The following is a 24234-nucleotide window of genomic DNA, read 5'->3' as shown; positions in this document are numbered from 1 at the left end:
TTAAAAATAATCACTCATCCAATCAATCACAAATCACTCAATTCTGGATGACTCGTGTATGCTCAAAATGAACTTCTTATTTCAACAATTGATAAACAATAAATGCCGATAAGTATGCTAGTGTAGTCATATAAACTAACTGAATCGCAGGATAGCGCCATGATTTTGTTTCTCGGTATGTTGTAGCTAAAGTACTCATACATTGCATAGCAAAGGCATAAAATATCATAAGCGAGAAGCCTAATGCTGCATCGTACATCGGTTTGCCTGTCTCAGGGTTGATTTCGGCACGCATACGGTTCATAACCGTTGTGTTTTCATCATCCACTTCACCTCCTAAACTATAAATGGTCGACATTGTACCTACAAATACTTCTCTTGCAGCAAATGAAGTTAATAAGGCAATACCGATTTTCCAGTCATATCCTAAAGGCTTAATGGCTGGTTCGAGAACCTTGCCAAAATGACCTGCATATGATGATTCCAGTTTTTGAGCAGCAATTTTATTTTCTAAATCCGCTCCTGTTAAAGTTGGATTTTCAGTTTTTACTTTTTGTTCTGCTTCTTGCATCGCATTGCCTGGACCATAGCTAGCCATTACCCAAAGTACAATCGAAATAGCAACGATAATTTTACCAGCTTCAAATACGAAAGCTTTGGTAGAATTAAGCAAAGAAATCATAATGTGCTTGAAACGAGGCCCTTTGTAAGAAGGAAGCTCCATGATGAAATAACTTCTTTCTTTGGCTTTTAATACTACTTTTAGTATCCATGCCGACAGAATCGCCATTCCAAAACCTAATAAATACAAACCAAATAAGGCAACTCCTTGTAAGCTGAAAATACCAAAAAGTGTACTTTTCTCAGGAACAACCAAGGCGATTAATACCGTATAAATTGGCAAACGTGCCGAACACGACATCAATGGCGTTACCATAATAGTAATCAAGCGGTCTTTCCATGAGCCAATGCTACGCGTACTCATAATGGCAGGCACAGCACATGCTACACCTGAAATAAGTGGTACGACCGACTTTCCGTTTAAGCCAAATCTACGCATCAATTTGTCCATAATAAACATTACTCTGGACATATAACCTGTTTCTTCCAGTAAGGAAATAAACAAGAAGAGGAATACGATTTGAGGAACAAATACCACCACACCACCAATACCAGCGATGAGTCCGTCTGTTAACAAATTGACTAGTTGACTTTCAGGAAGGGTGTCTTTGAGGTATTGATTGAGCCACGCTACTCCATTATCAATCAAATCTTGTGGATAAGCAGCCCAAGTAAATACAGCTTGAAACATCAAAAACAAAATACCCAAGAAAACAAAGTAACCCCAAAACTGATGAAGGAAAACTTTATCTAATCGGTCAGTCCAAGTTTTTACTGGTTCATCCTCAACAGGTATTTGGTGCAAACAACCATCTACGATTTCGTTGAGTACTGCATAGCGAGAAACTGTCTCTTGAGCTTGGAATTTTTTGGAATTCCAACCATATTTTTCTTGAAGTTTATCAAAACCTACTCTTTGTTCGGTATCAAATTGCTTCAGGTTGTCATGCTCCGAAAGCCATAACAATGCGTGGTAATCGTCGGTATCGCCATATTTCTCTTTGATTTCATCAATCAATTCGGGCGAATATTCTACTGGCAGCGAGTCGTTAGAATTGAATCTTTGCTCAAGCGTCTTGTTTACGGCAAGGCGTAAACCATTAAGTCCAATCCCTTTTTTAGCATTGACTTCAGCTACTTCAACATTAAGTTCTTTGGCGAGCTTGAAAGAATTGATTACGATACCTGAGTTTTCGGCAACGTCAATCATATTGAGTGCCAACACGGTAGGAATACCAAGGTCACGAACTTGGCTAAATAGTAGCAAATTGCGTTTAAGATTAGACGCATCCGCTACGACTATGGCCATGTCTGGATAGTCGGGATGTTGTGGATTGGCAAGAATGTTAATAACAACCTGCTCATCGACTGATTTTGGATATATACTGTAAATCCCCGGTAAATCTAGAATTTCGGCTTCGGTGCCTGTCTCCAAATTCCATTTCCCAATCAACTTGTCCATAGTTACGCCAGGGAAGTTTCCCGTTTTTTGGCGTAGCCCCGTAAGGCTATTGAACAAAGAAGATTTTCCAGCGTTGGGATTACCGATTAATGCTATTTTGGGTGATTTCTTCAAGGCTATTAGCAATTTTTGGCTTCAAACTAATAACGTAAATACGTAAAGTTTGTTCCTATCTATTCACTTTGTTATTGATTAGTACTTCACGTTTTTACGAATAGAAACTAACCAAAGTGGTATTATTTAAGCAACAACAATGGTTGAGGCTTCATCTTTTCGCATTGACAAAACATAGCCAGAAACCTTTACGGCGATAGGGTCACCAAAGGGGGCAATATGTGTCATTGTTACTTGAGTACCGGGCAAGCAGCCCATTTCTAACAATTTGAGTGATAGAAGTTCGTCGCTAAAGCTCACAATCACGCCCTTTTCCCCGATTTTCAAATCCGCAACTGTTCTCATGATTACGCTTTCGATTAATAGTAGTTGTAATATAAAGTACAAATTTCTAAAGACTTAACAAATTACGAATTTGCACTTTATTTAGACTTATTCAAAACAAGTGCAAATAAACAAAGAGTTCCTTGTTTAAAGAAATATTTGCGAACTAAACCTCAAATTTTCTTTTTGATTATGATTTTAATCATTTTGAAACATTAGTTTTTGCATTCTATTTGTCCTCTAAAAATCTCCCTACAAAGTTGTTGGGCGAATGTCTCAAAATATTACTTCCTTTTTGAGTTTGCAGTTTGTTTGTGTCGTAACTTTGCGGAAAATTTTGAAAAAGGCTACCAAATTTGATTCATCAACTTTATACCCAATGTAGCCTCAGAGGGTTATTCGATATGGTAAACGAAATAAAAGCATTAATTGATAAAGAGATACGATTAGAGTTGAGGCAAAAATATGCCATCAATGGAATGCTTTTATACATTGTAAGTACAGTATATGTGTGTTATTTGTCCTTTCGATTGAAGACGAACCATATCGATAAAATTACTTGGAACACGCTTTTTTGGATTATAATTCTCTTCACAGCCGTTAATGCTATTGCCAAAAGCTTCACTCAGGAGCGTTACGGACGTCTTCTTTATTATTATACCTTAGCTAATCCAGTCGGAATTATTGTTTCGAAAATTATCTACAACTCTATCCTGATGTTGGTATTGTCATTGGTAGGATTTGGGGTGTATGGTTTGGTGATGGGTAATCCAGTAGGTGATGTAGGGTTGTATTTGGTGGCGCTTATACTGGGGGCAATTGGTTTTGCAAGTACGCTGACAATGATTGCAGGTATTGCTTCAAAAGCCGAAAACAGTGCAACGTTGATGGCTGTATTGAGTTTTCCTGTGATTATTCCAATGTTGTTGATGTTGATTAAAATATCAAAAAATGCACTCGATGGACTAGATAGAGGTGAAAGCTTAGACGAAGTAATGATTCTGTTGGCTATTGATGCCATTGTATTAGTGCTTTCAGTAATTCTTTTTCCGTTTTTGTGGAGAAGTTAGAGAACTGAGTGAATGAGTAATTTATAGCAATTGTAAAAAAATTAAAAAACTCAATGATTCAACATAGAGTTAATAAGTGATAAAATGAAACAGAATTGGTATAAGTATTTGGCAGTATTGATGCTGTCTTATGTAATGGTTTGGGGCTTTTTGGGACATATACCTCGTCAGCCTGTATTGCACGAAACGGCTCGTAATTTGTATTTCCACGTGCCAATGTGGTTTTCGATGTTTGTCATGTTGACGATTTCGGTTATCAACTCCATCAAATATTTAAGAAACCCTTTGACTTCTATCGACGACAAAGCGGAGTCTTATGCCTATACTGGAATTTTGTTTGGCATTGTAGGTTGTGCAACAGGAAGTATCTGGGCACGTTATACATGGGGTACTTGGTGGACGAATGACGTAAAACTCAACGGTGCAGCTATCGGTTTACTAATCTACTTCGCTTATGCTATCTTGAGAGGCTCGTTTGAAGATGAGCAGCAAAAAGCACGTATTTCAGCGATTTATAACATTTTTGCGATTGCCTTATTGATCCCTTTGTTAATCATTTTGCCACGTATGACCGATTCGTTGCACCCAGGCAATGGTGGTAACCCAGGTTTTAAACCAATGGATACACAAGGTGCTATGCGCATTGTCTTTTATCCTGCTGTAATTGGATGGATTAGTTTGGGTTATTGGATTACCAATCTTCGTTTACGTATTCGTAAAATCGAACGACAAGCGAACGAAGCCTAGATAAGTTTTGGATGGAGAGTTGAGCATAAGGAGTTTTGCTGGACTCATCATTTGTTACTTACCATTCCGCACTAAATAAGAGTTTACTTATTTCTCATTAATAAAAGTCTTTTACTCAATAAAAAGCCTCAAGTTAACAGCTAAAGGCTCGATAGATAAAATGAAAAAGTTATTATCATTTTTAACATTAATGCTAGTTTCGCTAGCTTCTTTTGCTCAAGATAACGCTGCTGGTGAGCCAGAAATGGCTGATAAGTTATACGCTGATGGTCGCATTTATGTGGTTGTTGCGGTGGTGGTTACCATCTTTTTGGGCGTAGTAATTTATCTGGTAACATTGGATAAGAAAATTTCAAAAATCGAAAAAACTCTCAATTCGAAATAAGCGAAATCTCAAAAAAGACGCATCAATAATCATGAAAAAAACACACATCTTCGGACTAATTATCATTGCCATTGCAGTGGTGATTTTGGTGTCAACGGGTACCGACGCTAGTACTTATGTTGACTTTGGTGTAGCCGAAAATATGGCTAAAGACGGTAGTGCAGAGAAAGTACACGTAGTGGGTAAACTCAAAAAAGATGCTGGAGGTAATGTTACAGGAATGAGTTACAATCCTGCACTTGATGCTAATCACTTTGAATTTACATTGGTTGATAACAAAGGACGTGAACAGAAAGTTGTATATGATGCTCCAAAACCTCAAGATATGGATCGTTCTGAACAAGTCGTGATTATTGGTAACATGGAGGGTCAGGTTTTTAAATGTGAAAAAATCTTATTGAAATGTCCTTCTAAATACCAAGATGGAAATGTGGATTTCAAAGAAGTAGAAAAACCTGCTTCTAAATCATAATTCGGCAGTTGGCTGTTGCCAAATAGTTTATCAAAACTTGCTGCTTACTTCAACAGATACGACTTCCAAACTCTTTTACTGAGCGCAGGAGTCGTATTTGTCTTAAAAATGCCTCAATGGTATTCAAAAATTAGGGTCTATCTCCCCAAACCCATTTTATCAAGATGTTACATACAACTATCGGAAATGTGGGTCATTTGTGTATTATTATCTCGTTTGTGACGTCGGTAATATCTGCATTTGGCTATTTCAAATCACTACAAATTAAAAATCTCGAAGAGCAAGAATCTTGGAAGAAGTTTTCTCGCTATTCGTTTTATCTGCATGGACTTTCGATTATAGGTGTTATTGTTGCGCTTTACACAATCATTTATAACCATTATTTTGAGTATCAATACGCTTGGTCTCACTCGTCGATTGCTCTTCCTGTATACTATATTGTTTCATGCTTTTGGGAAGGTCAAGAAGGAAGTTTCTTGCTATGGATTTTCTGGCATGCGCTTTTGGGCTTAATTCTTATCAAGACTAATCGCAAATGGGAAGCGCCTCTGATGGTAGTTTTTGCTGCTGTTCAAGCCTTTTTGTGCTCGATGATTTTAGGGATTGTATTACCAATTATTGATTTCAAAATTGGTTCATCTCCATTCTTGTTGATGCGTGAAGCTATGCCTGATTTACCAGTTTGGAAAATGAACGCCAACTTCGTTCCAGAGGATGGCCGTGGCTTGAACCCATTGCTCCAAAACTATTGGATGGTGATTCACCCGCCAACCTTATTCTTAGGCTTTGCTACAACCTTGATTCCATTCGCTTATGCGATTGCTGGTTTGTGGCGTGGAGAGTACAAAGAATGGATTCGTCCAGCGTTGCCTTGGTCGTTATTTTCGGCGGCAGTACTTGGTATAGGTATTATTATGGGTGCTTATTGGGCTTATGAAACGCTCAACTTTGGAGGCTATTGGAACTGGGATCCTGTCGAAAACGCTTCTTTTGTCCCTTGGTTGGTATTGATTGCGGCAATCCACTGCATGATTATTTACAAAACCAATGAGTCGGCATTGCGTATCTCATTCATTTTGGTAATTACCACTTTTATTTTGGTTTTATACTCTACATTCTTGAACCGCAGTGGTGTATTGGGTGAGGCATCTGTTCACTCATTTACCGATTTGGGTCTTTCAGGACAGTTATTGTTATATCTTTTGTTCTTCTTAGTGGGTGCAGTAGGTTTGTTGATTTATCGTTGGAAAAACATTCCAACAGAAGAACAAGAAGCTTCAGTATATAGCCGTGAATTTTGGATTTTTATTGGCGCAACAGCTTTGTGTTTGTCGTCTTTCCAAATTATTGCGGCAACGTCTTTGCCTGTATATAACAAAATTGTGGAAGCCTTGGGCTTTGTGTCCAAACTAGCACCTCCCGCTGATGCGCCTACTTATTACTCAAAATTCCAGTTGTGGTTTGCCGCAGCGGTGGCTATTTTGACAGGTACTGGACAATATTTTTGGTGGAGAAAAATCAAGAAAGAAAACATAGCTCAACACTTCTTAACACCTGCTTTGGTGTCTTTGATTTTGACTTCTTTGGGAATATTAGCAACGACCAAATTAGAGTTAGGAGATTTTTTCAGTAACCCAACTTATATCGCTTTACTTTTTGCGTGTATCTATGCTTTTGTCACTAATGGTACTATTTTGTTTAATATCGCTCGTGGCAACTACAAGCTATCGGGTGGTGCTGTAACGCATATTGGTTTTGCGATGATGCTATTCGGTATTTTGTATTCGTCGGGTTATTCTAAAGTAGTTTCGATTAATACATCGGGTTTTGCTATTTCGAATAAAGATGAAGCTTTTACCAAAAACAACGATAAAGAAAACAAAGAAAACGTAGTATTGTGGTTGAATACGCCTTTAGAGATGGGCAAGTATACGCTCACTTACAAAGGTGTTAGAGTAGAAGGTCGTGAGTTACCTGAATATGTTCGTCCTGAGCTGGTAGAATTAATTGAGAATGATTTCCATGCAGTGGCGCTTCAAGATATTGAGCAACAAGGTAAAAAGTATTATGCCAAGGGTGACACTCTTCCTGTTTTTCCAGAAAACAAGTATTACGAAATTGATTTCCGTGATAAAGATGGCAAAGTGACAACCTTATATCCTCGTGCTCAAATCAATAAGAAAATGGGGAATGCTTTCTCGCCAGACTTGAAACATTCGGCCTTGGGTGATTTGTATACTTATGTAGCTTTGGCGCCAAATTTGGACGAGAAGGAGTGGAGTAAAACGGAGAAATTTACGGTTGCAGTAAAAGATACCTTTTTCTTGAATGATTATGTAGCTGTTTTGGATGAAGTAAAACGTGTTACAGAATTTGAAGGTAAACCTCTTGGTCCACAAGACGCTGCTGTTCAAGCACGTATTTTGATTTCAGGAAAAGAAGCTATTCCACATGAAATAAAACCCGTTTTTGTGATTCGTGATGGTATGGTAGCTATGCCTCCAGTGGAAAATGCAGAGGCAGGTGTACGAGCAAGATTTGTGAGTGTAGACCCTCAAACAGGTAAATTTACCTTTGATATTAATACAACCCAAAGAGATTTTATTATTTTGAAAGCCATCGAAAAGCCTTTGGTAAATATCTTGTGGATAGGTACAATTATCTTGTCGATTGGCTTCGTGATGGCAACAATCCGCCGTTATCGTGAATTCAAATTGATGCGAGATAAAGGATTTTAATTAAGCACAAACTCATGAGCAGAAAAGAAATATTATTGCTGTCAGCAGCTTTAGGTTTTTTAATCATTTGGGTTCTTGACCTTCGCGCAGGAACACCGCCAGAGGTAAATACCTTTTGGACAAAGATTTTTTACCACTATAGCTGGTTGATGATGTGTGTGGGTTGCTTGTTTTACTTTCAGTATTCAAAACAAATTCGTTTGAAAAAGGAAGAACAATCAAGCAAAAGTGATAAAAAAGAACCTGCTGTAGACCCTAAAAAGCTGCAACGTCAGGCTTTATCAAAAGGTAAGAAAAAGTAAAATGAAGCTGTCGGGCGTAGTATTTAAACATTAAGATTTTGTAAAAAAGCCCACAGATGTCAAATTTTTAGGGAGAGCGGTTTGATAAATCGCTCTTTCTTTTTGAAATTTGACCAAAAATATGCAATTTGATGTTTAGAGAATGTGAGTTTTTCTAAACCATACCTTCGTATTGTGTTCCTAATCAAATCACATACGTTTGTCTAACTCACAGATATAGATGTATTTAACCAATCAAGCATTCGACATCTATGTCTTCTAATTCAAAATTGAAACCAACCCCAGATGGACTCCCAACAAGCAATAGGTGTTATATTATCAATGGTTTTTTCAGCATTCTTTTCAGGTGTTGAAATGGCATTTGTTTCGGCTAACAAGTTATATTTTGAACTACAAGCCAAACAAGGTGTAATCACTGGACAAATTATTTCAAGATTTATCAAAAATCCTTCTAAGTTTATCGGCACGCTACTTATTGGCAATACCTTGTCGTTGGTAGCTTATGGTATATTTATGGAGGGATATCTGCATCATCAGATTGAACACTATTTCCCTGTTTTTGGTACGGGGCTTGTACCTGGACTTATCGCTTCAATCTTGGGAACTGTTATTATTTTGGGTACTTCTGAGTTTACCCCCAAAAGTGTGTTTTTACTTAATCCTGATGGCTTTTTAGAGGTTTTATCTATCCCAATTTGGATTATTTATACACTTATGTATCCATTGGTTTGGGCAATCGTAGGACTTTCAAGTTGGTTTATCAAAAATGTACTTCGTTTAGAATATTCGGAGGAAAAACCTGCTTTTGGTTTGACAGATTTGAACCACTATATGCAAAATCTTAATCGTAAAATTTCGACTGAAGAGGAAGCAGAAGTGGATACCAAAATCTTTAATAATGCTTTAGAATTTAAGCAGGTAAAGGTGAGAGATTGTATGATTCCACGTACCGAAATTGTAGCGATAGACTTCGAAGATGGCATAGAAGAACTAAAGAAAACATTTGTAGAAAGTGGTCACTCAAAGGTATTGGTTTATAAAGATACCTTAGAAGATGTCATTGGTTATTGTCACTCGGTAGCTTTGTTTAAGAAACCTAAAGACATTCAGAGTATTTTGAAGCCAATTTTGATTGTGCCAGAGGCAATGCCTGCCAAAGATTTAATGCTCCGTTTTTCTAAAGAACGTAAATCATTAGCTTTAATCGTAGACGAATTTGGAAGTACTTCGGGTTTAGTGAGTATGGAAGACGTAATGGAGCAGATTTTTGGAGATATCGAGGACGAATATGATGATAACGAAGATTTGATAGAGAAACGATTGGAAGATAAAGTCTATTTGTTATCAGCTCGTTTGGAAATTGACTATCTCAACGAAAAATATGAGTGGAATCTCCCAGAAGGCGATTATGATACCTTAGGAGGTATGATTATTAGTATTAATGAAGATATTCCAGAGGTAAACGAAACGATTATTGCACATCCTTTCAACTTTCAAATTATCTCCATGATGGACGCTCGTATCGATACCGTGAAGTTGACTATCATAGGTGAGATTGAGAAAAAGACTGAAAGCTTTTCGATGAAACACTGAAGTTGAGTAATGTCTTTACCAAGAATAGGTTGCCCTCAAAAAGTAACAAACGTTGGTTAATGCTACATTTAATCCTGAAAAATAAACGAAAAGGGGATAGTAAGCTTATGCTACTATCCCCTTTTCATTTATCTAACATGAAAAAACATCCTATAAAATAACTCTCAGAAGTGTTTGGCTTTTCATTTCCGTCTCATACCATTCTTTGACAGGATTAGAATCTTCGGTAATACCACCACCTGCAAAAAGTGTAGCTTGATTTCCTTGAATTTTCATCGTACGAAGATTGACAAACAAATGGCTTTCGTCGTGAATATTTACAGGGCCTAAAAAACCACTGTAATATTCTCTAGAGTGCAATTCATTTTCAGCAATATAGCGTAAGGCTGGCTCTTTGGGCATACCACATACGGCTGAAGTTGGATGCAAAAGGTCTATCATAACAGTGCCCAATTGCGGGAAATTCACCTCATGGGTATTGACACTATAATCAGTGCGAAGGTGCATCAAATTTCCTGCCTGAACGGTTTTAGGCCCTACTTCATAATATTCACGAAGACGAATCTTTTTAAAGCATTCAATGATATACCTACTTACAAAAGCTTGTTCTTCGATTTCTTTAGATGCCCAGCGAATTTCAGCAGGATGATATTTTTCGCCATTAGGACCAATCGCCGATTGGGTACCCGCTAGAGACATAGTTCTGAAAATCCCTTCTTTGTCCATGCTAATAAGCGTTTCGGGCGTGGCACCAAGCCATAAAGCTTTTTCTTGTGGCAAATATACCAACGACACAAAGGCATTTGGATATGCCACACAAAGCTTATTGAATGCCTCAACTACCTCAAAATTTTCTGGCAAAGTAATTTGCTTAGTTCTCGAAAGCACTACCTTTTGCATGTCACCACGCTGAATAGCATCGATGGCATCAGACACCATTTCGGCATAGGTAATCTCGTTGTAAAGAGATGACTCAGTAGGCGATTCGAAGTTTTTGGTATAGTTTACGGTAAAATTAGCTGATGAAATGTGAGTGTCCTCATGTTGTTCGTCGTAGGTGAGCTGAACTTTTCTGAAAAACTCTTGGGCTTGTTCCGAACTAGGATGAATGTTGTTTTCTATCAATTGATTATCTTGGTCAAAATGATAGTACAAATCTCCTTTTAGAAACAAAGATTCGCCAATAAAAGGACTCATAGCAAAGCCCGAAGGGAGCTCCTCTAAGTCGATTTTAGTTTGGCGAGTACGTCCAGATAAATCTATAAGTAATTGTTTTTCAGTGGATTTAGGTAATCTCCAAAGGGCAACAGGTAGCCCTTCTGAAATAGCAGTTTTCCAGAAAAATTCTAGTTGTGGCACTTGCGTCGAAATATGAGTTTCCGAAGTTGGAGTCATATTTTTGAAATGTTTATATACGTTTTAAAAATATGCTAACTATTTGTTTTGTAGATAGTTAGGTAAAAACAGCCCATAGGGTGTTTTTACATTTTCAAATATAACATAATTTAGAATTTACTTGTTTCAAAAAAATAGAAAATTCTATCGACTCATTAGTGTTTCTTTATTTTATATCAATTACCATAGTGGTTAATCGGCTTACACAAATCAGGTCGCCAGCTTCGTTGGTAATTTGAGTTTCCCATACCTGAATATTACGTCCGATTTTAATTGGAGTACATTTACCATAGACAAAACCCGATTTGGCAGATTTGAGGTGATTTGCATTTATTTCTACACCAACTGCTGTTTGTTTGGTAGGGTCGGGAAGGCTTAAAAATGATGCAACGCTACCCATCGACTCAGCCAAAACCACCGAAGCACCTCCGTGGAGAAGTCCCATAGGTTGTTTGGTACGATGGTCTACGGGCATTTTGGCCACAAGGTAATCGGCAGTAAGTTCTACAAATTCGATGCCCAGATGATTAAGCATATTGTTTTGTCCCATGGCATTTAATTGCTCAAGGCTGTAAGAAGTATTAAACATAGCGAAGTGAATTAAATTTTTCTAAAGATAGAAAACCTTAGTTAGAGATTTGACCTATTTATCATTTATTGAACCAAATCTAATTATCAAAAATCCATTATTAAGATAGCTAGCTATATTATCATTTTTTTAACAAAAGCTTACTTTTCTGTCAAAAATCATCTCTTTTTTAGTCATGAGATAGCATAATCACCTAAAAAATGTATTTTTGTGACAATTTTTCATAGCTCTATATTACTCCATATCAACTAAATAGCATGTCTAATACCCAAAGCAATATTCCTACTAAAAAAACAATTTACCTGATACGTCATGGTGAAACAGACTTCAACCGCCAAGGTATCGTGCAAGGAAGTGGTGTAGATTCGGATTTGAATGAGCTGGGACGTGCGCAGGCAGAGGCATTTTTCCAAAGTTATCAAAATGTCAATTTTGACAAAGTCTATACATCTGCTCTTAAGAGAACACATCAATCTGTTCATAAATTTATTGAAGCTGGTATTCCTTGGGAACAGCATTCAGGCTTAAATGAGATAAGTTGGGGTATCAGAGAAGGACGTGTTCCGAATGATATCGATAACGAATACTATAAAGTTCTTATCGAAAGTTGGGTAACCGGAGGCGTAGATATGGCTGCAGAAGGAGGCGAAAGTCCTTTGCAGGTATTGGAAAGACAAAAGCCAGCAATTGAGACAATCTTATCTCGCCCACATGAAGAAACCGTTTTGGTAGCCATGCATGGTCGTGCTATGAGAATTATCCTGACCATGTTGCTCGACAAGCCTCTACATGAAATGGATACATTTGAGCATTCGAACTTGTGTCTGTACAAATTGATTTACGATTACGAAACTAAATCATTTTTTGCTGAACTAGAATGTGATACAACACACTTGTTTGGTCTATAGTTTTGTAAAGTCTATATCTTAAGAAGCCCATCGCCATGGGCTTCTTTTTTTGTGCCTGATTATGGGAGGTAACTATTTAAAAATGCATTTACTAATATTTTTCTACCCTAAATCCAAACCTTTTATCATCTCCTGATGCCATTCAATGATTTTGTGGGATAAATGTGCTTATTTTAACTGTAATTTTAAAAGAATCCTCCTGAGCAAAGCAGACATGAGTTATTACTCTAAATAAAGTTTTGAAGGTAATGAAAAATTGTCGCTAACTCATTTTAGCATGATTCAAAAACGATTATTTGCTTGTTGATACGAGCATAAATTTTTATTAATACAGACGAATTAGATAAGAAATAATGCCAAGAATCAAATTATATTGGACTCTACAGATTGTTGGTTGGTTAGCTTGGCTAGCCAATGAAGCCTTGATTTATGTAAACTCTTTTGGGTGGTCGATTGACTGGTTTATTTCGGCTGACTTGAATATTGCTTTTGCGATTTTTTTGACACATAATTTTAGAAAAGTAATCAAAAAATACGGTTGGGTCGAAATGCCCATTCGTCAGGTAGTACCTCGTATTTTGGGCTCGGTGGTGTTGATGTCGATGATGATGGCGAGTATCAATATTCCGCTAGATGGCTACATTTTGCGCGAGCGTGAGCATGCTGACTTTTGGTCGATATTTTTCTTCATCCAGTTCAGTTTTAGCTTTATGAAGCCATTAATGATTTGGACTTTGTTTTATTATGCATCTCATTATTTTGAAAGAAAATCAGAAATTGAGGTCGAAAAAGTTCGTTTGGAATCCTCTATTCGTGAAACTGAATCGAAGGTTTTGCGGGCTCAAATGAACCCACATTTCATGTTCAATGCCCTGAATAGTATTCGTGCTTTGATTTTGGAAGAGCCCGAAAAAGCACAAAAGGCAGTGACGCAGCTATCCAATATTTTGAGAAGCTCTTTGTTGGCCGACCGACGTAAGACCGTTTCACTCTCAGAGGAATTAAGAACAGTAGAGGATTATTTGGCGCTCGAAAAAATCCGCTACGAAGATCGTTTACAGATTCGTAAGAATGTTTATCCCGAAACACTTACTTGTCAGATTCCACCTATGTTGTTACAAACTTTGGTTGAAAATGCCATCAAACATGGAGTATCAAAGCCAGTGAAGGGAGGATTTGTGAGTATTGAAACCAAAGTGGTTGATAGCAAAGTAGTAATCGAAATTAGTAATACAGGTGTTTTAGAGACTACAGAATCGGGAGGTTTTGGACTCGAAAATACAGCACATCGTTTGGAGTTGTTATTTGGTGCTGATGCCAAATTTAAGATTTACCAAGCATCCAAAGACGTAGTAACGGCAGAAATTACCGTACCTATACCGAGTCAAGTGGTAGAAAATAAAGACAATCCTTTTGCTAAAATCACACATATCGTGCGAGGTTAAACTATAGGTATTAGTCTTCAGTAATATACTTTTTATATATCCAACGCTATTACTCCAAAACCGAATGAAAGCAATTATAGTTGATGACGAAAGGTTAGCACGTAATGAATTGAAACGTTTGCTAGAAAATTTTCCTAAAATCAATATTGTAGGCGAGGCACCCAATGCCGACGAAGCGATTCAATTAATTGATGAGCTTCATCCAGACCTTCTATTTTTGGATATTCAAATGCCTGGCAAAACAGGGTTCGACTTATTGGCTGAGTTGGACGGCAATGTTCCAGAGGTGATTTTTACGACAGCGTACGACGAATATGCCATCAAGGCATTTGAATTTAATGCGCTTGATTATCTTCTCAAACCAATAGAGTTACATCGTTTGAGTGAGGCTATCCAAAAAGTAGAGGAGGAGTTTGAACGTCAAAAACAAATTTCGGATACAGCCAAAGAGGGAGCATCCGTTTTGAGCGAAAACGATCAAGTTTTTGTCAAAGATGGTGAAAAGTGCTGGTTTGTTCGCTTAGGAAATGTTCGTTTGTTCGAATCAATGGGTAATTACGTTCGTTTGTATTTTGATGACCAAAAACCATTAGTTCTTAAGTCGTTGAATGCTCTTGAAGAGCGTCTTGACCCTAAAGTGTTTTTCCGTGCCAATCGTAAGCATATCATTAACTTGAAATATATTCAAAAAATCGAGCCTTGGTTTTCTGGAGGTTTGCAAGTAACCCTTCGTGAGAGTGGCGACAAAATCGAAATTTCTCGCCGTCAAGCTATTAGATTTAAGGAGTTGTTGAGTTTGTAAGAAGGCTCAAAGGCAACAGTGACAAAGGCACAAAGTGATTTCTGTATTAATAGAACCACTTTGTGCCTTTGTCACTTTGTTACTTTGTGCCTACTAGCCCAAAATCCTTCCCCCGCCTTTATGATGAATTTCGGCTTCGCCTAAGAGATAGCCGTAATGCTTCAAAGAGTCAATATTGTCAAAAACTACCTTGAGTATTGCAATGAATGGCAAAGCCAGCACCAAACCCGAAATTCCCCAAAGTTGACCACCCAAAATCAAAGCAATCATAGCTGCTAGTGGATTGATACTTACTTTTGAGCCTACTATATGAGGTGTAATGAAGTTCCCTTCCAAAAACTGTACAAACAAAAATACTCCTGCCACACCCACAGCATACATGGGCGAATCTTTGGTGATAAGTGCCATCAGCATAGGCAAAATTGAGCCTATCATGATACCGATGTAGGGAATCAATAATAAGAACGCCGCAAGTGTTCCGAAGAAAATAGCATATTCGATATCGAGTAGCCAAAGTCCCAAGGTGTTGAGTGCCGCCACGATCAAGATTACGGTAAATAACCCAAGCAAATAGCTCTGAACCACCGTATAAATTCTGCTACAAACGAGATCTATCTTTTTCCGATTTCCTCTACCAAAAGCCAGATAAAAGAAACGACGGAAAAAATCACGATAGAGTAAAAAGAAAAATACAAAAATAGGAATCAACATCGCTGATGATAGCGAGTTGAGCGTTGTGCCCAAAGCGTTAGTAATGATATTGCCACTATTTTTGAGCAAAGTCAACGACTGATTACGAAGCTCTGTTACTTGTTTCTTACGGCTAATATGTAAGTTATGTGACGCCCAAGATTGCAGTTCATTAATGAATGTTTCGCCTTTTTTCAGAAAAGTAGGAAAGGTATCTGAAAAATCGGCAATTTGCAGAGCAATTAGACTAACGACCCCAGCCATGATGGCAAGTGTAACCAATAGACAAACAAAGATGGCCAAGGTTCGAGGAAAATGCCATTTTTCAAGTCGATGACATAAAGGATATAACAACATCGAAAATAGCACTGAAAACGAAATCAAAATAAGGATTTCTTGTAAAAGATACATCCACCAAACGATAATCGATACCGTTAGGAGACCAACGAGCAATTTGATAGATAGAGGAAGTTTGAAGTCTGATAACATAGCAATGGGTTATAGTCTTGTCGATGCCTGAGAATAAAAAGAGAAAAACCTTATCTTCAAAAATACTTAAAAAACTGAAAATAGCTAGTTTTATTATTGAGAACCTAAAAATTACACACAATCCATTTATGCTCAAATACAAAATTCTATGGTTCTTATTTAACCTCAAAGCATCCTTAGCAAGTTACCGTTATGACGTTCATAAACTAGGTTTTCAGAAGGGAAAGAAACACTTGAAAGTTGAGAGAATAGGGCATCTTCCTAAGCAAGTCAATGAGAGTTCAGGATTGGTGTATCGAAAACAAGATTCAACCTTACTGACTCATAATGATAGTGGTGGTGCGCCCCACATTTATCAAATAGATTTGTCTGGAAAGTTACTGAATACCTATCCTATTTCTCAGGCTAAAAATATAGATTGGGAAGATATGTCAGCCGATGAGCAAGGGGATATTTATGTAGGTGACATAGGTAATAATTCGTATCAGCGTCGGGATTTATATATTTATCAAATAAACAAAAAGATAGATGCTGTTTTGCAAAGAATTCCGATATATTATCCTGACAAACAATATGTTCCAGATGCAGAGGCTATGTTTGTGGTACAGGACTCTATTTATATTTTTACCAAAAACTGGGATAAATCAGGAACAGATTTATTTGTGAGAAAAATAGGTATTAATGCTGATACTTTACAGCTTAAAGCGCATATCAATTTGAGGACGCCAATTACGGGAGCTGCTATTAATCAACAGAAAAATAAATTTGTGTTAATAAGTTATGGAAAGATTTATTATTTTAGAATTATAGAACACCAAATTGACTTTTCGAACCCGCTTTACTGTATAAAATTCCCACATAAACAGACCGAATCTATAGCATTTTTAGATGAAAATGTAGTAATTATCACCAACGAACAGGGTGAAATATATAGGGTTCGTGAGAATTAACAATTCCTTAATATTGAGATAACTAATTTTGTATTGGCTTTTGAGTGCAAGTAGTTATTAGCCGCGTTACTTAATGACACTTAATGCTGGGGTAATATTGGATTAATTTTTAATTAATTGCATCCAGTGTGTTGATTTTGTTGAGTAATGATACTTTCGCTCAACGACTAATTATCAAATATATGAGCAATACGCTACCAACTCCCAAAATCCTTTTGGTCGACGACGACCCAGATATTATTGAGCTATTAGAGTACAACCTTACCAAAGAAGGATTTGACACAGCTTCGGCAACAGACGGACTTCAAGCCTTGGAGGTGGCAAAAAAATTTAAACCAGATTTGATTTTGCTCGATGTGATGATGCCAAAAATGGATGGAATCGAAACGGCTCGTCAATTGAGATTGCTGTCGGAGTTTAAAGATACCTACATCCTGTTTTTGACCGCTCGTGCTGAGGAATACACTGAAGTAGCGGCTTTTGATGTCGGTGCAGATGATTATGTTGTAAAACCCATCAAACCTCGTGCTTTGCTAAGTCGTTTGAAAGCACTTTTGAGAAGAGATTCGCAGCAGTCAGAAGCTGAAGATAAATTAGAGATAGGCTCACTTTTTATCAACCGAGTAAATTACACAGTACTCAACGACGGTAAGTCTTTGGTAATGCCCAAAAAAGAATTTGAATTATTGTCGTTTCTTGCTCATCATCCCAACAAAGTATTTAGTCGTGATGAACTGTTGGAAAAAGTTTGGGGTAGCGATGTTTACGTAGTAGAAAGAACTGTCGATGTTCATATCAGAAAGCTACGTGAAAAAATCCCTGAATATTACATCAAAACACTTAAAGGTGTTGGCTATATGTTTTCGGTAGATTCTTAAAGGTAATGGCGTAAGATATTTTCCTTAAAAAAATATAACAAAAGTCCTCTCATTGTGAGAGGACTTTTTTATTGCCATTTACTCATTTTAATCCTATTGAGGATGATAAATTCTGCCATTGAATCAAGAAAGGATAAGATTCTGATATTTTATGAATAACTTGCAAAATAATGCTGTTGAGGATTTTTTGTCACTAAACCACCAACTCCCAACTAGCATTCCTGCCACAATTCTTTGACTGAAATTGAATAGTATATCCTTATTTTTGATTTAAAATACTAAAAAGAGTTGCTTATGTGGCACCGAGTAAGAGTTTTGGAATGTGTATGTATAAGATTATTTTCCATGTATGTCTATTTTGTGTTTTAGTATGTTCTAGCTGCCATTCTCAACAAAATGGAACCGCAGAGTTGACTTCTAAATATGAGTTCAGAGCTGTTTGGATAGCTACTGTCGACAACATAGACTGGCCCCGAAAAGGGCAATATAATTCAGAGGAACAAAAAAGAGATTTCATTAGAATTCTGGATGAGCACAAACGCTCAAACATGAATGCTGTGATGGTTCAGGTTCGTGATGCCTGCGATGCCTATTACGCCAAAGGATTAGAGCCTTGGTCTGAGTTTTTGACGGGAACTCAAGGCAAATTTCCTTCCCCATTTTACGATCCCCTCGATTTTATGATTCAAGAGGCGCATGCTCGAAACTTGGAGTTTCATGCGTGGCTAAACCTCAATCGTGCTACCTTCAAAAGGGCTGGCTCTATTATGCCTGAGCATATTAGTATGACCAAACCCGAATGGATGATTCAGTATGATGGTCAAAAAGTATTGAACTTCGGTATCCCCGAAGTACGAGATTATATTGTGCAAGTGGTGGTTGAAGTTGTAAAGAACTACGATGTTGACGGCATCCACTTCGATGATTATTTTTATCCATATCCTGTGCCAGGACAACAGTTAAATGACCTCGACACTTTTCGGAAATATGGTGCAGGCTATAGAAATATCGAAGATTGGAGAAGAAGTAATACCGATATTTTGATTCAACAAATAGGAGAGGCAATCAAGCGAATAAAACCCTATGTAAAATATGGTATTAGCCCATTTGGTGTTTGGCAAAACTATAGCCCTATCGTGAAAGTAGGCTCCAAAACCCAAGCTGGTACTACCTCGTATCAAACACTTTATGCAGATACTCGTAAATGGATTGAAAAAGGTTGGGTAGACTATATTGTGCCACAGGTATATTTTGAGCGCAGCCATCCTAAAGTACCTTACAGAGTACTCATTGACTGGTGGAGCCAACATACCTATGGGCGTCATTTGTATATCGGACATGGTATCTATAAAATCAAGTCAGGCTGGAACAACGCCGAGGCCACAAGTCAACTTCGTTTGGATAGAAATAATGTAAATATTCAAGGAGGTATGTTTTTTAGTTCGAAGTGCCTAACTGAAAATTATGGTGGCATTCAAGATTCCCTCCGAGCATCGCTATATCACTATCCTGCTATTATTCCTCCTATGAGATGGAAAGATAGTATTGCTCCTAAACCACCGCAAAGAGTCATTGCTTTGAAAGATAATGGAATGAACAAATTGGTGTGGCAACCAGGGGAAAAGGCCTCAGATGGTAACGAGAATGTGTATTTTGCCGTTTACAGATTTGAAAAAGCAGAAAAGATTAACCTTTACAGGGTTGATAAAATTCTTTATGTCGGAAGAGATGTTTCGTTTTTAGATTATACCTCAGAAAGAGCCAGAGGCTATGTATATGCCGTCACTTCCTTCGATCGCCTGCACAATGAATCAACACCCACAATGGTTGTTGTAAATTATGGAGAGACGCGGTAGTATTTTGGGTCACGGGTGAATAAATTCACCCGCTAAGTGGAATGGTTGGTCAAGAACGAGTAATAATAGTAGCTATAACGCTAAAACCCTATTTGGCTTTACTTCAAGCATCCTTTCTTTCGCCAAATCATAAAGTTTAAATAGCTTCTAAAAATCTAAATATGTTTTGGAAAAGAATGGAAATATGTTGTTGTGCTTGCCTAATGCCTATAGCTTATTGCTTAAAGCGTAATCATACTTAATAATACTGTCCTCTATCGGCAGTATTCCAACGAAGACCAATCGAGAGCAGATTGGTGACATTATTAAGATTACTTTGTTGACTTTTAAAATCCCTATGTAAATAATGCAAATCAACAAAGAAGTTGTGTTTGAACTGATACGAAGCTCTTATATCAAAAGTCAAGTGCTGTGAAGCCACTCCTTGCCCCAAGGTGTTGCCTTCATCATCTTTGTATAAAACCCATCTACTTCGAGAATTGTAATCCAATAGAATATTTCTTCCCCAGTTGGTACCATTGCTATCGTCGCCATAGCTGGCAAAAATCAACCTACTTACTAACTGTAATTTGGGCACAGGTTGAGCTCGTAAGGTGTGAGTCCATTCATAAAAATTGGCACCTAATGGGTGTGCAAGTGCTTGATTATAATGTGAATAACTGAGACCTGTGTAACTATGACTGTAAGTGTAAGGTCTTGCTACATTATACTCACCTAAATAATCCAAATGTTTGATTCCCAATACGTCGATATACTTGAGTCCCAACTGTGCTCCGTACTTGTTCGTCCATGAGCCAGTATTCGCGAAGATCTCTTTTATGATGAATTCATCTAACATAAATTGTCCATATAAAGAGAATTTTTTGGCGAAATTGTATTTAAAATCAAGTCCTACCAATGCATTATCGCCACTTCCTTGAAAACTTTCTACAAATCGATAAAAAATAACAGGATTGAGATAATTCAGTTCAAAGCCTCCCACGCCATTTGTGCTATCTCTTTTAAAAATGACACTTTCTGTCAATCCAATATTTAGTTTTGGCGTCACATTAATACTAAGGTGGTGCATCGCCATGTATTTTTTAGGGAAAGTTTGGTCTGGAGAAATACGGCCAGGGTTGATCAGTTCGGCAAATAGGTTCTGATATTGAAATGCCCCAATTTGAGTGGTAAGTTTTAAAAACAGATAAGGTGCCGCATTATCTGAAAGAATCATCGAACGAAACCCATTACCAATAATATTTTTATCATGCCCAAATTGGATACCTATATTTTTGGTAGCCTGAAAAGTTAAATAAGCACGAGCAGAAAAGAAATCTGTGGTGAGAGGGTCTTTTTTAAAGTATTTTGTCAAACCTTCCCCAGGCATTCCTGCAATTTGAGTAGCAGTTGTTGGCGTATTTTGGTTAATATAATCGGCATATCCTTTAATATAGTCTGGTATTCTTGAGATATTATCAGTCATATAAGTATAAAAACCAATTTTGCTATTAATCATCCCTCGAATTTCGATGCCACGCGTATTGAGTGAATAGAAAGATTGATTCCCACCCGATACCGAGCCAATCTGGACATTCATAACAGGGTTGATATGGATATCTATATCTTCATTGTGGACAGAATATGCGTCAGAAGGTTTTTTATAAAAATATTTCCATAATGATTTTTTACTACTTTCTGTTTCTTCAGAGACCCACTCCCAATTATCATTTTTGAAATAATTAAAATTAAATTGGTCAATCGCATCGGTATGAAGACTTGTGTCTTGGGCAATGGTTTCGATAAATTGTGCGATATCTCTACGGGTATAAGGTTTTATACCTGTGTGAAAGGTTTTTGAGAGTCGACCATATTTAATCTCATAGCGATCGAGTAAGTCATAATAGTCGGCATTGAGGGGTACAAAAACACTTTGAGCTTGGGAGCTAGTGATTACCGCAAACATGAAGAATATTAAACCAAGAAGGCGTTGAGAGAACATAAGCAAGGCTTGTATGAAACAAGATTAAGGTTTATATATAACAAATGACGAGAGAGTTGTAACTTTGTAACGAATCAAAATTGCTACTTTGCTATGGCCATAGGGAAATATTTTACGGTAATGGTGGCTACTTCAATCAAATTTTTTAACGGTCCAATTGCGGGACTATTATTGGAATTGACGTGGTGGGAGACCGCTGTTTGTACCATTTTGGGAATGATGCTTACCGTAATCAGTGTCTTGGTAATAGGAACAAGTGTTCGTAGCTTGATACAAAAATATAGAAAAACTCCTGCAAAGCTATTTTCTCGCCGTACAAGATTTGCGGTAAAATTGTGGAAAAGAGTCGGTATTTGGGGAATATCATGCTTTACGCCCTTGTTTTTTACACCAATTGGAGGCACATTATTGGCACTATCTTTTCGGGTATCTGTGCTTAGAATCCTAGTTACAATGAGCATTTTTGCTGTATTTTGGGGCATTACACTTACGTATGCACTTTTTCAGCTAAGTACTTTACAAGCATTACTTTTGCACAAATAAAAAGGATGAGGGAATAAGCCTCATCCTTTTTATTTGTATTAATTCTTCTTCATATAATCTCCTCTAGAGAAAAACTTCTCGATCATACAGTAAAGTAAAATAAAGAAATAACGACTACCCATTTCCTTAATTTTGAGCTTTGATTCACCGTACTTACGATTGGTCCAACTGTTTGGTACAACCGCATAAGAGTAACCTCGAACGTATGCCTTTAGCGGTAGTTCAACCGTTAAATTGAAGTGTGGAGATAAGAATGGTTTAATACCTTCGATAGTTTCACGCTTGTACAATTTAAAGGCGTTTGTCGTATCGTTGGTTTTGATACCTGTAGCAAGCTTAACAATGAAGTTAGCAATGCGGTTGATGAATAGTTTCAAACGAGGATAATCATATACTTTTCCCCCTTTGATAAAACGACTACCAAAAACAGCATCTACGTTTTTCTCAAGCATGGTATTATAATATTTTACCAAGTCTTCTGGGTCATCAGACATATCGGCCATCATGACAGCCACACAGTCGCCCGAAAAGCGTTCTAAGCCATATCGTACGGCATACCCAAAACCATTAGGTCCTTTGTTGGTAAAATATACCAAGGTTGGAATTTCGGTTTGTAGGGATTTCAATACCTCTTCTGTACGGTCTTTAGAGTTATCGTTGGTTACACAAATTTCGTGGTCAATATTGTATTTTTTTAGTGTTGCATACAGGGTTCGTAGTGTTTCAGGAATAGATTCCTCTTCGTTGTATGCAGGGATAACTACACTTAATTTCATTTTTATGAGGTTGATTTATTTGGCAAATGATCTATAATATTAGCTAATCTTAGAAAGCTCTGTCGAGTCTACTTGTTGTATTAATTCATGATATTCCAATGCTGGAATAAAATGCTTTTGAGTACGATAGTTTAATACGGTAAAAACCAAAAAAAGTGAACTCAAAAAGGCTTGGAGTATCACAATTACTGCTGTTGAAACAAGCGTTGTTGCCCAGCCAGGTGAGGCATAAGGAGTTGTAAGACGAATAATGGATACAACCAATGCTACTAAGATAGACAAAACAACCAATACCAGAGAACTAATGACGATTCGAACAGCCACAGTATCTAGATATACAGAAATAGCACTTAAGCCATGAAGAATCAAAGACACAAAATTCATCTTAGATTTACCTGCCAAACGAGTACCTCTGATAATCGGGATAGAACTATATGATAATTTGGATCGAATAACTCCGCCAGGGAAGTGATTCCATATCTCGGAAACGTAAGCTAATTTCTTGGCTTGTTCAAATGGCAGTATGCTAAAATTACCAAATTCTATTACTTTTCCTGTTAATAGACCAAAAAGTGCTTTATATACCAAGTAGCCCATTCGGAAGATTGGGCCTTCGCTACGTTTGGCGCGTTTAGCAAATACAATTTGATTTGTTTTTACGCAAGTATCATATAAGCGCTCCATGTCTTCAGGACGATCTTCACCGTCTGAATCCATGATTAGCAGATAATCAAAAGTACGTTCTTTGGTTAAATAGGAGAGACCCAGTGCAATGGCTTTTTGATGACTTACATTGCGCCAAAGTCTGATAATCTCAAGGTTGTATGCCGAAAAACGATTTACATCACACGGAATGGAAGAACAATCATCCACAATCACAAAAGATAGCTGCTCAAAGAAGCTTGCTTCAACTGTATGTTTGATACGTTCAAGTAAAAGCTCTAAAGCATCCCAATCGTTGTAAAGTGGAATGAGGATTTTTATGGAATTGGGCATGATGTTTTTAATTGTAATACCAATATGCTGATTGGAGTATTCAAAATTAATGCAAATTTACCCCAAACCTATGTAATTTTCCTACTTAAATACCTTGAGACGATATTA

22 protein-coding genes are annotated in these 24234 nt (G+C 37.3%); 14 read left to right on the top strand and 8 right to left on the bottom strand.

Annotation, left to right across the window (positions count from 1 at the left end; all coding sequences use genetic code 11):
- Positions 1 to 76: 76 nt before the first annotated feature.
- Complete coding sequence (gene feoB / locus BWI92_RS03195) at positions 77 to 2197, bottom strand: ferrous iron transport protein B (RefSeq protein ID WP_095160688.1); 2121 nt, start codon at positions 2195 to 2197, stop codon at positions 77 to 79.
- 126 nt (positions 2198 to 2323) lie between these two features.
- Positions 2324 to 2542 carry a FeoA family protein gene (locus BWI92_RS03190; protein ID WP_095160687.1) on the bottom strand — a complete coding sequence of 73 codons (219 nt, stop codon included), beginning with the start codon at positions 2540 to 2542 and terminating at the stop codon, positions 2324 to 2326.
- 383 nt (positions 2543 to 2925) lie between these two features.
- On the opposite strand from BWI92_RS03190, the gene BWI92_RS03185 reads away from it, so the two are divergent.
- From BWI92_RS03185 to BWI92_RS03155, 7 genes are all read left to right on the top strand, one after another.
- Positions 2926 to 3591 carry a heme exporter protein CcmB gene (locus tag BWI92_RS03185; RefSeq protein ID WP_095160686.1) on the top strand — a complete coding sequence of 222 codons (666 nt, stop codon included), beginning with the start codon at positions 2926 to 2928 and terminating at the stop codon, positions 3589 to 3591.
- 84 nt (positions 3592 to 3675) lie between these two features.
- A complete protein-coding gene (ccsA, locus tag BWI92_RS03180) occupies positions 3676 to 4338 on the top strand; it encodes a cytochrome c biogenesis protein (RefSeq protein ID WP_095160685.1) in 663 nt (220 codons plus the stop codon).
- A 160-nt stretch (positions 4339 to 4498) separates the two neighbouring features.
- Entirely contained in the window at positions 4499 to 4723 is a 225-nt protein-coding gene (locus tag BWI92_RS03175; RefSeq protein WP_095160684.1) for a CcmD family protein, read from the top strand.
- A 31-nt stretch (positions 4724 to 4754) separates the two neighbouring features.
- Positions 4755 to 5195, top strand: a complete 441-nt coding sequence (locus BWI92_RS03170) for a cytochrome c maturation protein CcmE (RefSeq protein ID WP_095160683.1) — start codon at positions 4755 to 4757, stop codon at positions 5193 to 5195.
- A gap of 164 nt (positions 5196 to 5359) precedes the next feature.
- On the top strand, positions 5360 to 7933 hold the full coding sequence (gene ccsA / locus BWI92_RS03165) for a cytochrome c biogenesis protein CcsA (RefSeq protein ID WP_095160682.1): 2574 nt from the start codon (positions 5360 to 5362) through the stop codon (positions 7931 to 7933).
- A 14-nt stretch (positions 7934 to 7947) separates the two neighbouring features.
- On the top strand, positions 7948 to 8235 hold the full coding sequence (locus tag BWI92_RS03160) for a hypothetical protein (protein ID WP_095160681.1): 288 nt from the start codon (positions 7948 to 7950) through the stop codon (positions 8233 to 8235).
- Between the two features lie 285 nt (positions 8236 to 8520).
- Positions 8521 to 9828 carry a hemolysin family protein gene (locus tag BWI92_RS03155; RefSeq protein WP_095160680.1) on the top strand — a complete coding sequence of 436 codons (1308 nt, stop codon included), beginning with the start codon at positions 8521 to 8523 and terminating at the stop codon, positions 9826 to 9828.
- Between the two features lie 150 nt (positions 9829 to 9978).
- On the opposite strand, the gene BWI92_RS03150 is transcribed toward BWI92_RS03155, so the two are convergent.
- On the bottom strand, positions 9979 to 11223 hold the full coding sequence (locus tag BWI92_RS03150; protein WP_095160679.1) for a chorismate-binding protein: 1245 nt from the start codon (positions 11221 to 11223) through the stop codon (positions 9979 to 9981).
- Between the two features lie 166 nt (positions 11224 to 11389).
- Entirely contained in the window at positions 11390 to 11812 is a 423-nt protein-coding gene (locus tag BWI92_RS03145) for a hotdog fold thioesterase (protein ID WP_095160678.1), read from the bottom strand.
- A gap of 257 nt (positions 11813 to 12069) precedes the next feature.
- On the opposite strand from BWI92_RS03145, the gene BWI92_RS03140 reads away from it, so the two are divergent.
- The 3 genes from BWI92_RS03140 to BWI92_RS03130 all read left to right on the top strand — a co-directional run bounded on the left by BWI92_RS03140 (position 12070) and on the right by BWI92_RS03130 (position 14967).
- The gene (locus BWI92_RS03140) at positions 12070 to 12720 is read left to right on the top strand and encodes a histidine phosphatase family protein (RefSeq protein ID WP_095160677.1); all 651 of its coding nucleotides are present in this window, start codon (positions 12070 to 12072) and stop codon (positions 12718 to 12720) included.
- A 353-nt stretch (positions 12721 to 13073) separates the two neighbouring features.
- Positions 13074 to 14165 (top strand): sensor histidine kinase, encoded by a 1092-nt coding sequence (locus BWI92_RS03135; protein WP_095160676.1) that lies wholly within the window; start codon positions 13074 to 13076, stop codon positions 14163 to 14165.
- Positions 14166 to 14229: 64 nt separating this feature from the next.
- Positions 14230 to 14967 (top strand): LytTR family DNA-binding domain-containing protein, encoded by a 738-nt coding sequence (locus BWI92_RS03130; protein ID WP_095160675.1) that lies wholly within the window; start codon positions 14230 to 14232, stop codon positions 14965 to 14967.
- Positions 14968 to 15060: 93 nt separating this feature from the next.
- Here the strand turns inward: BWI92_RS03130 and BWI92_RS03125 are convergent, their stop codons facing one another.
- A complete protein-coding gene (locus tag BWI92_RS03125; protein ID WP_095160674.1) occupies positions 15061 to 16146 on the bottom strand; it encodes an AI-2E family transporter in 1086 nt (361 codons plus the stop codon).
- A gap of 128 nt (positions 16147 to 16274) precedes the next feature.
- Here BWI92_RS03125 and BWI92_RS03120 point away from each other — a divergent pair, with 128 nt between their 5' ends.
- From BWI92_RS03120 to BWI92_RS03110, 3 genes are all read left to right on the top strand, one after another.
- Positions 16275 to 17096 carry a hypothetical protein gene (locus tag BWI92_RS03120; RefSeq protein WP_141234681.1) on the top strand — a complete coding sequence of 274 codons (822 nt, stop codon included), beginning with the start codon at positions 16275 to 16277 and terminating at the stop codon, positions 17094 to 17096.
- A 182-nt stretch (positions 17097 to 17278) separates the two neighbouring features.
- Positions 17279 to 17974, top strand: coding sequence for a response regulator transcription factor (locus BWI92_RS03115; protein WP_095160672.1), 696 nt, complete (start codon positions 17279 to 17281; stop codon positions 17972 to 17974).
- A gap of 326 nt (positions 17975 to 18300) precedes the next feature.
- Complete coding sequence (locus tag BWI92_RS03110; RefSeq protein WP_095160671.1) at positions 18301 to 19830, top strand: glycoside hydrolase family 10 protein; 1530 nt, start codon at positions 18301 to 18303, stop codon at positions 19828 to 19830.
- A 238-nt stretch (positions 19831 to 20068) separates the two neighbouring features.
- Here BWI92_RS03110 and BWI92_RS03105 read toward each other — a convergent pair whose 3' ends face one another.
- Positions 20069 to 21811: a capsule assembly Wzi family protein gene (locus BWI92_RS03105; RefSeq protein WP_229362666.1), complete on the bottom strand. Its 1743-nt coding sequence runs from the start codon at positions 21809 to 21811 to the stop codon at positions 20069 to 20071.
- 93 nt (positions 21812 to 21904) lie between these two features.
- Between BWI92_RS03105 and BWI92_RS03100 the strand changes: the two genes are divergently transcribed.
- Positions 21905 to 22354, top strand: a complete 450-nt coding sequence (locus tag BWI92_RS03100) for a hypothetical protein (protein ID WP_095160669.1) — start codon at positions 21905 to 21907, stop codon at positions 22352 to 22354.
- Positions 22355 to 22392: 38 nt separating this feature from the next.
- On the opposite strand, the gene BWI92_RS03095 is transcribed toward BWI92_RS03100, so the two are convergent.
- Positions 22393 to 23130 carry a glycosyltransferase family 2 protein gene (locus tag BWI92_RS03095; RefSeq protein ID WP_095160668.1) on the bottom strand — a complete coding sequence of 246 codons (738 nt, stop codon included), beginning with the start codon at positions 23128 to 23130 and terminating at the stop codon, positions 22393 to 22395.
- A 39-nt stretch (positions 23131 to 23169) separates the two neighbouring features.
- On the bottom strand, positions 23170 to 24126 hold the full coding sequence (locus BWI92_RS03090) for a glycosyltransferase (protein WP_095160667.1): 957 nt from the start codon (positions 24124 to 24126) through the stop codon (positions 23170 to 23172).
- Positions 24127 to 24234: the final 108 nt, after the last annotated feature.

Source organism: Flectobacillus sp. BAB-3569 (assembly GCF_002270355.1).
GTDB classification, from domain to species: Bacteria; Bacteroidota; Bacteroidia; order Cytophagales; family Spirosomataceae; genus Flectobacillus; species Flectobacillus roseus.
This window is presented reverse-complemented; position numbering and strand designations above follow the sequence as displayed.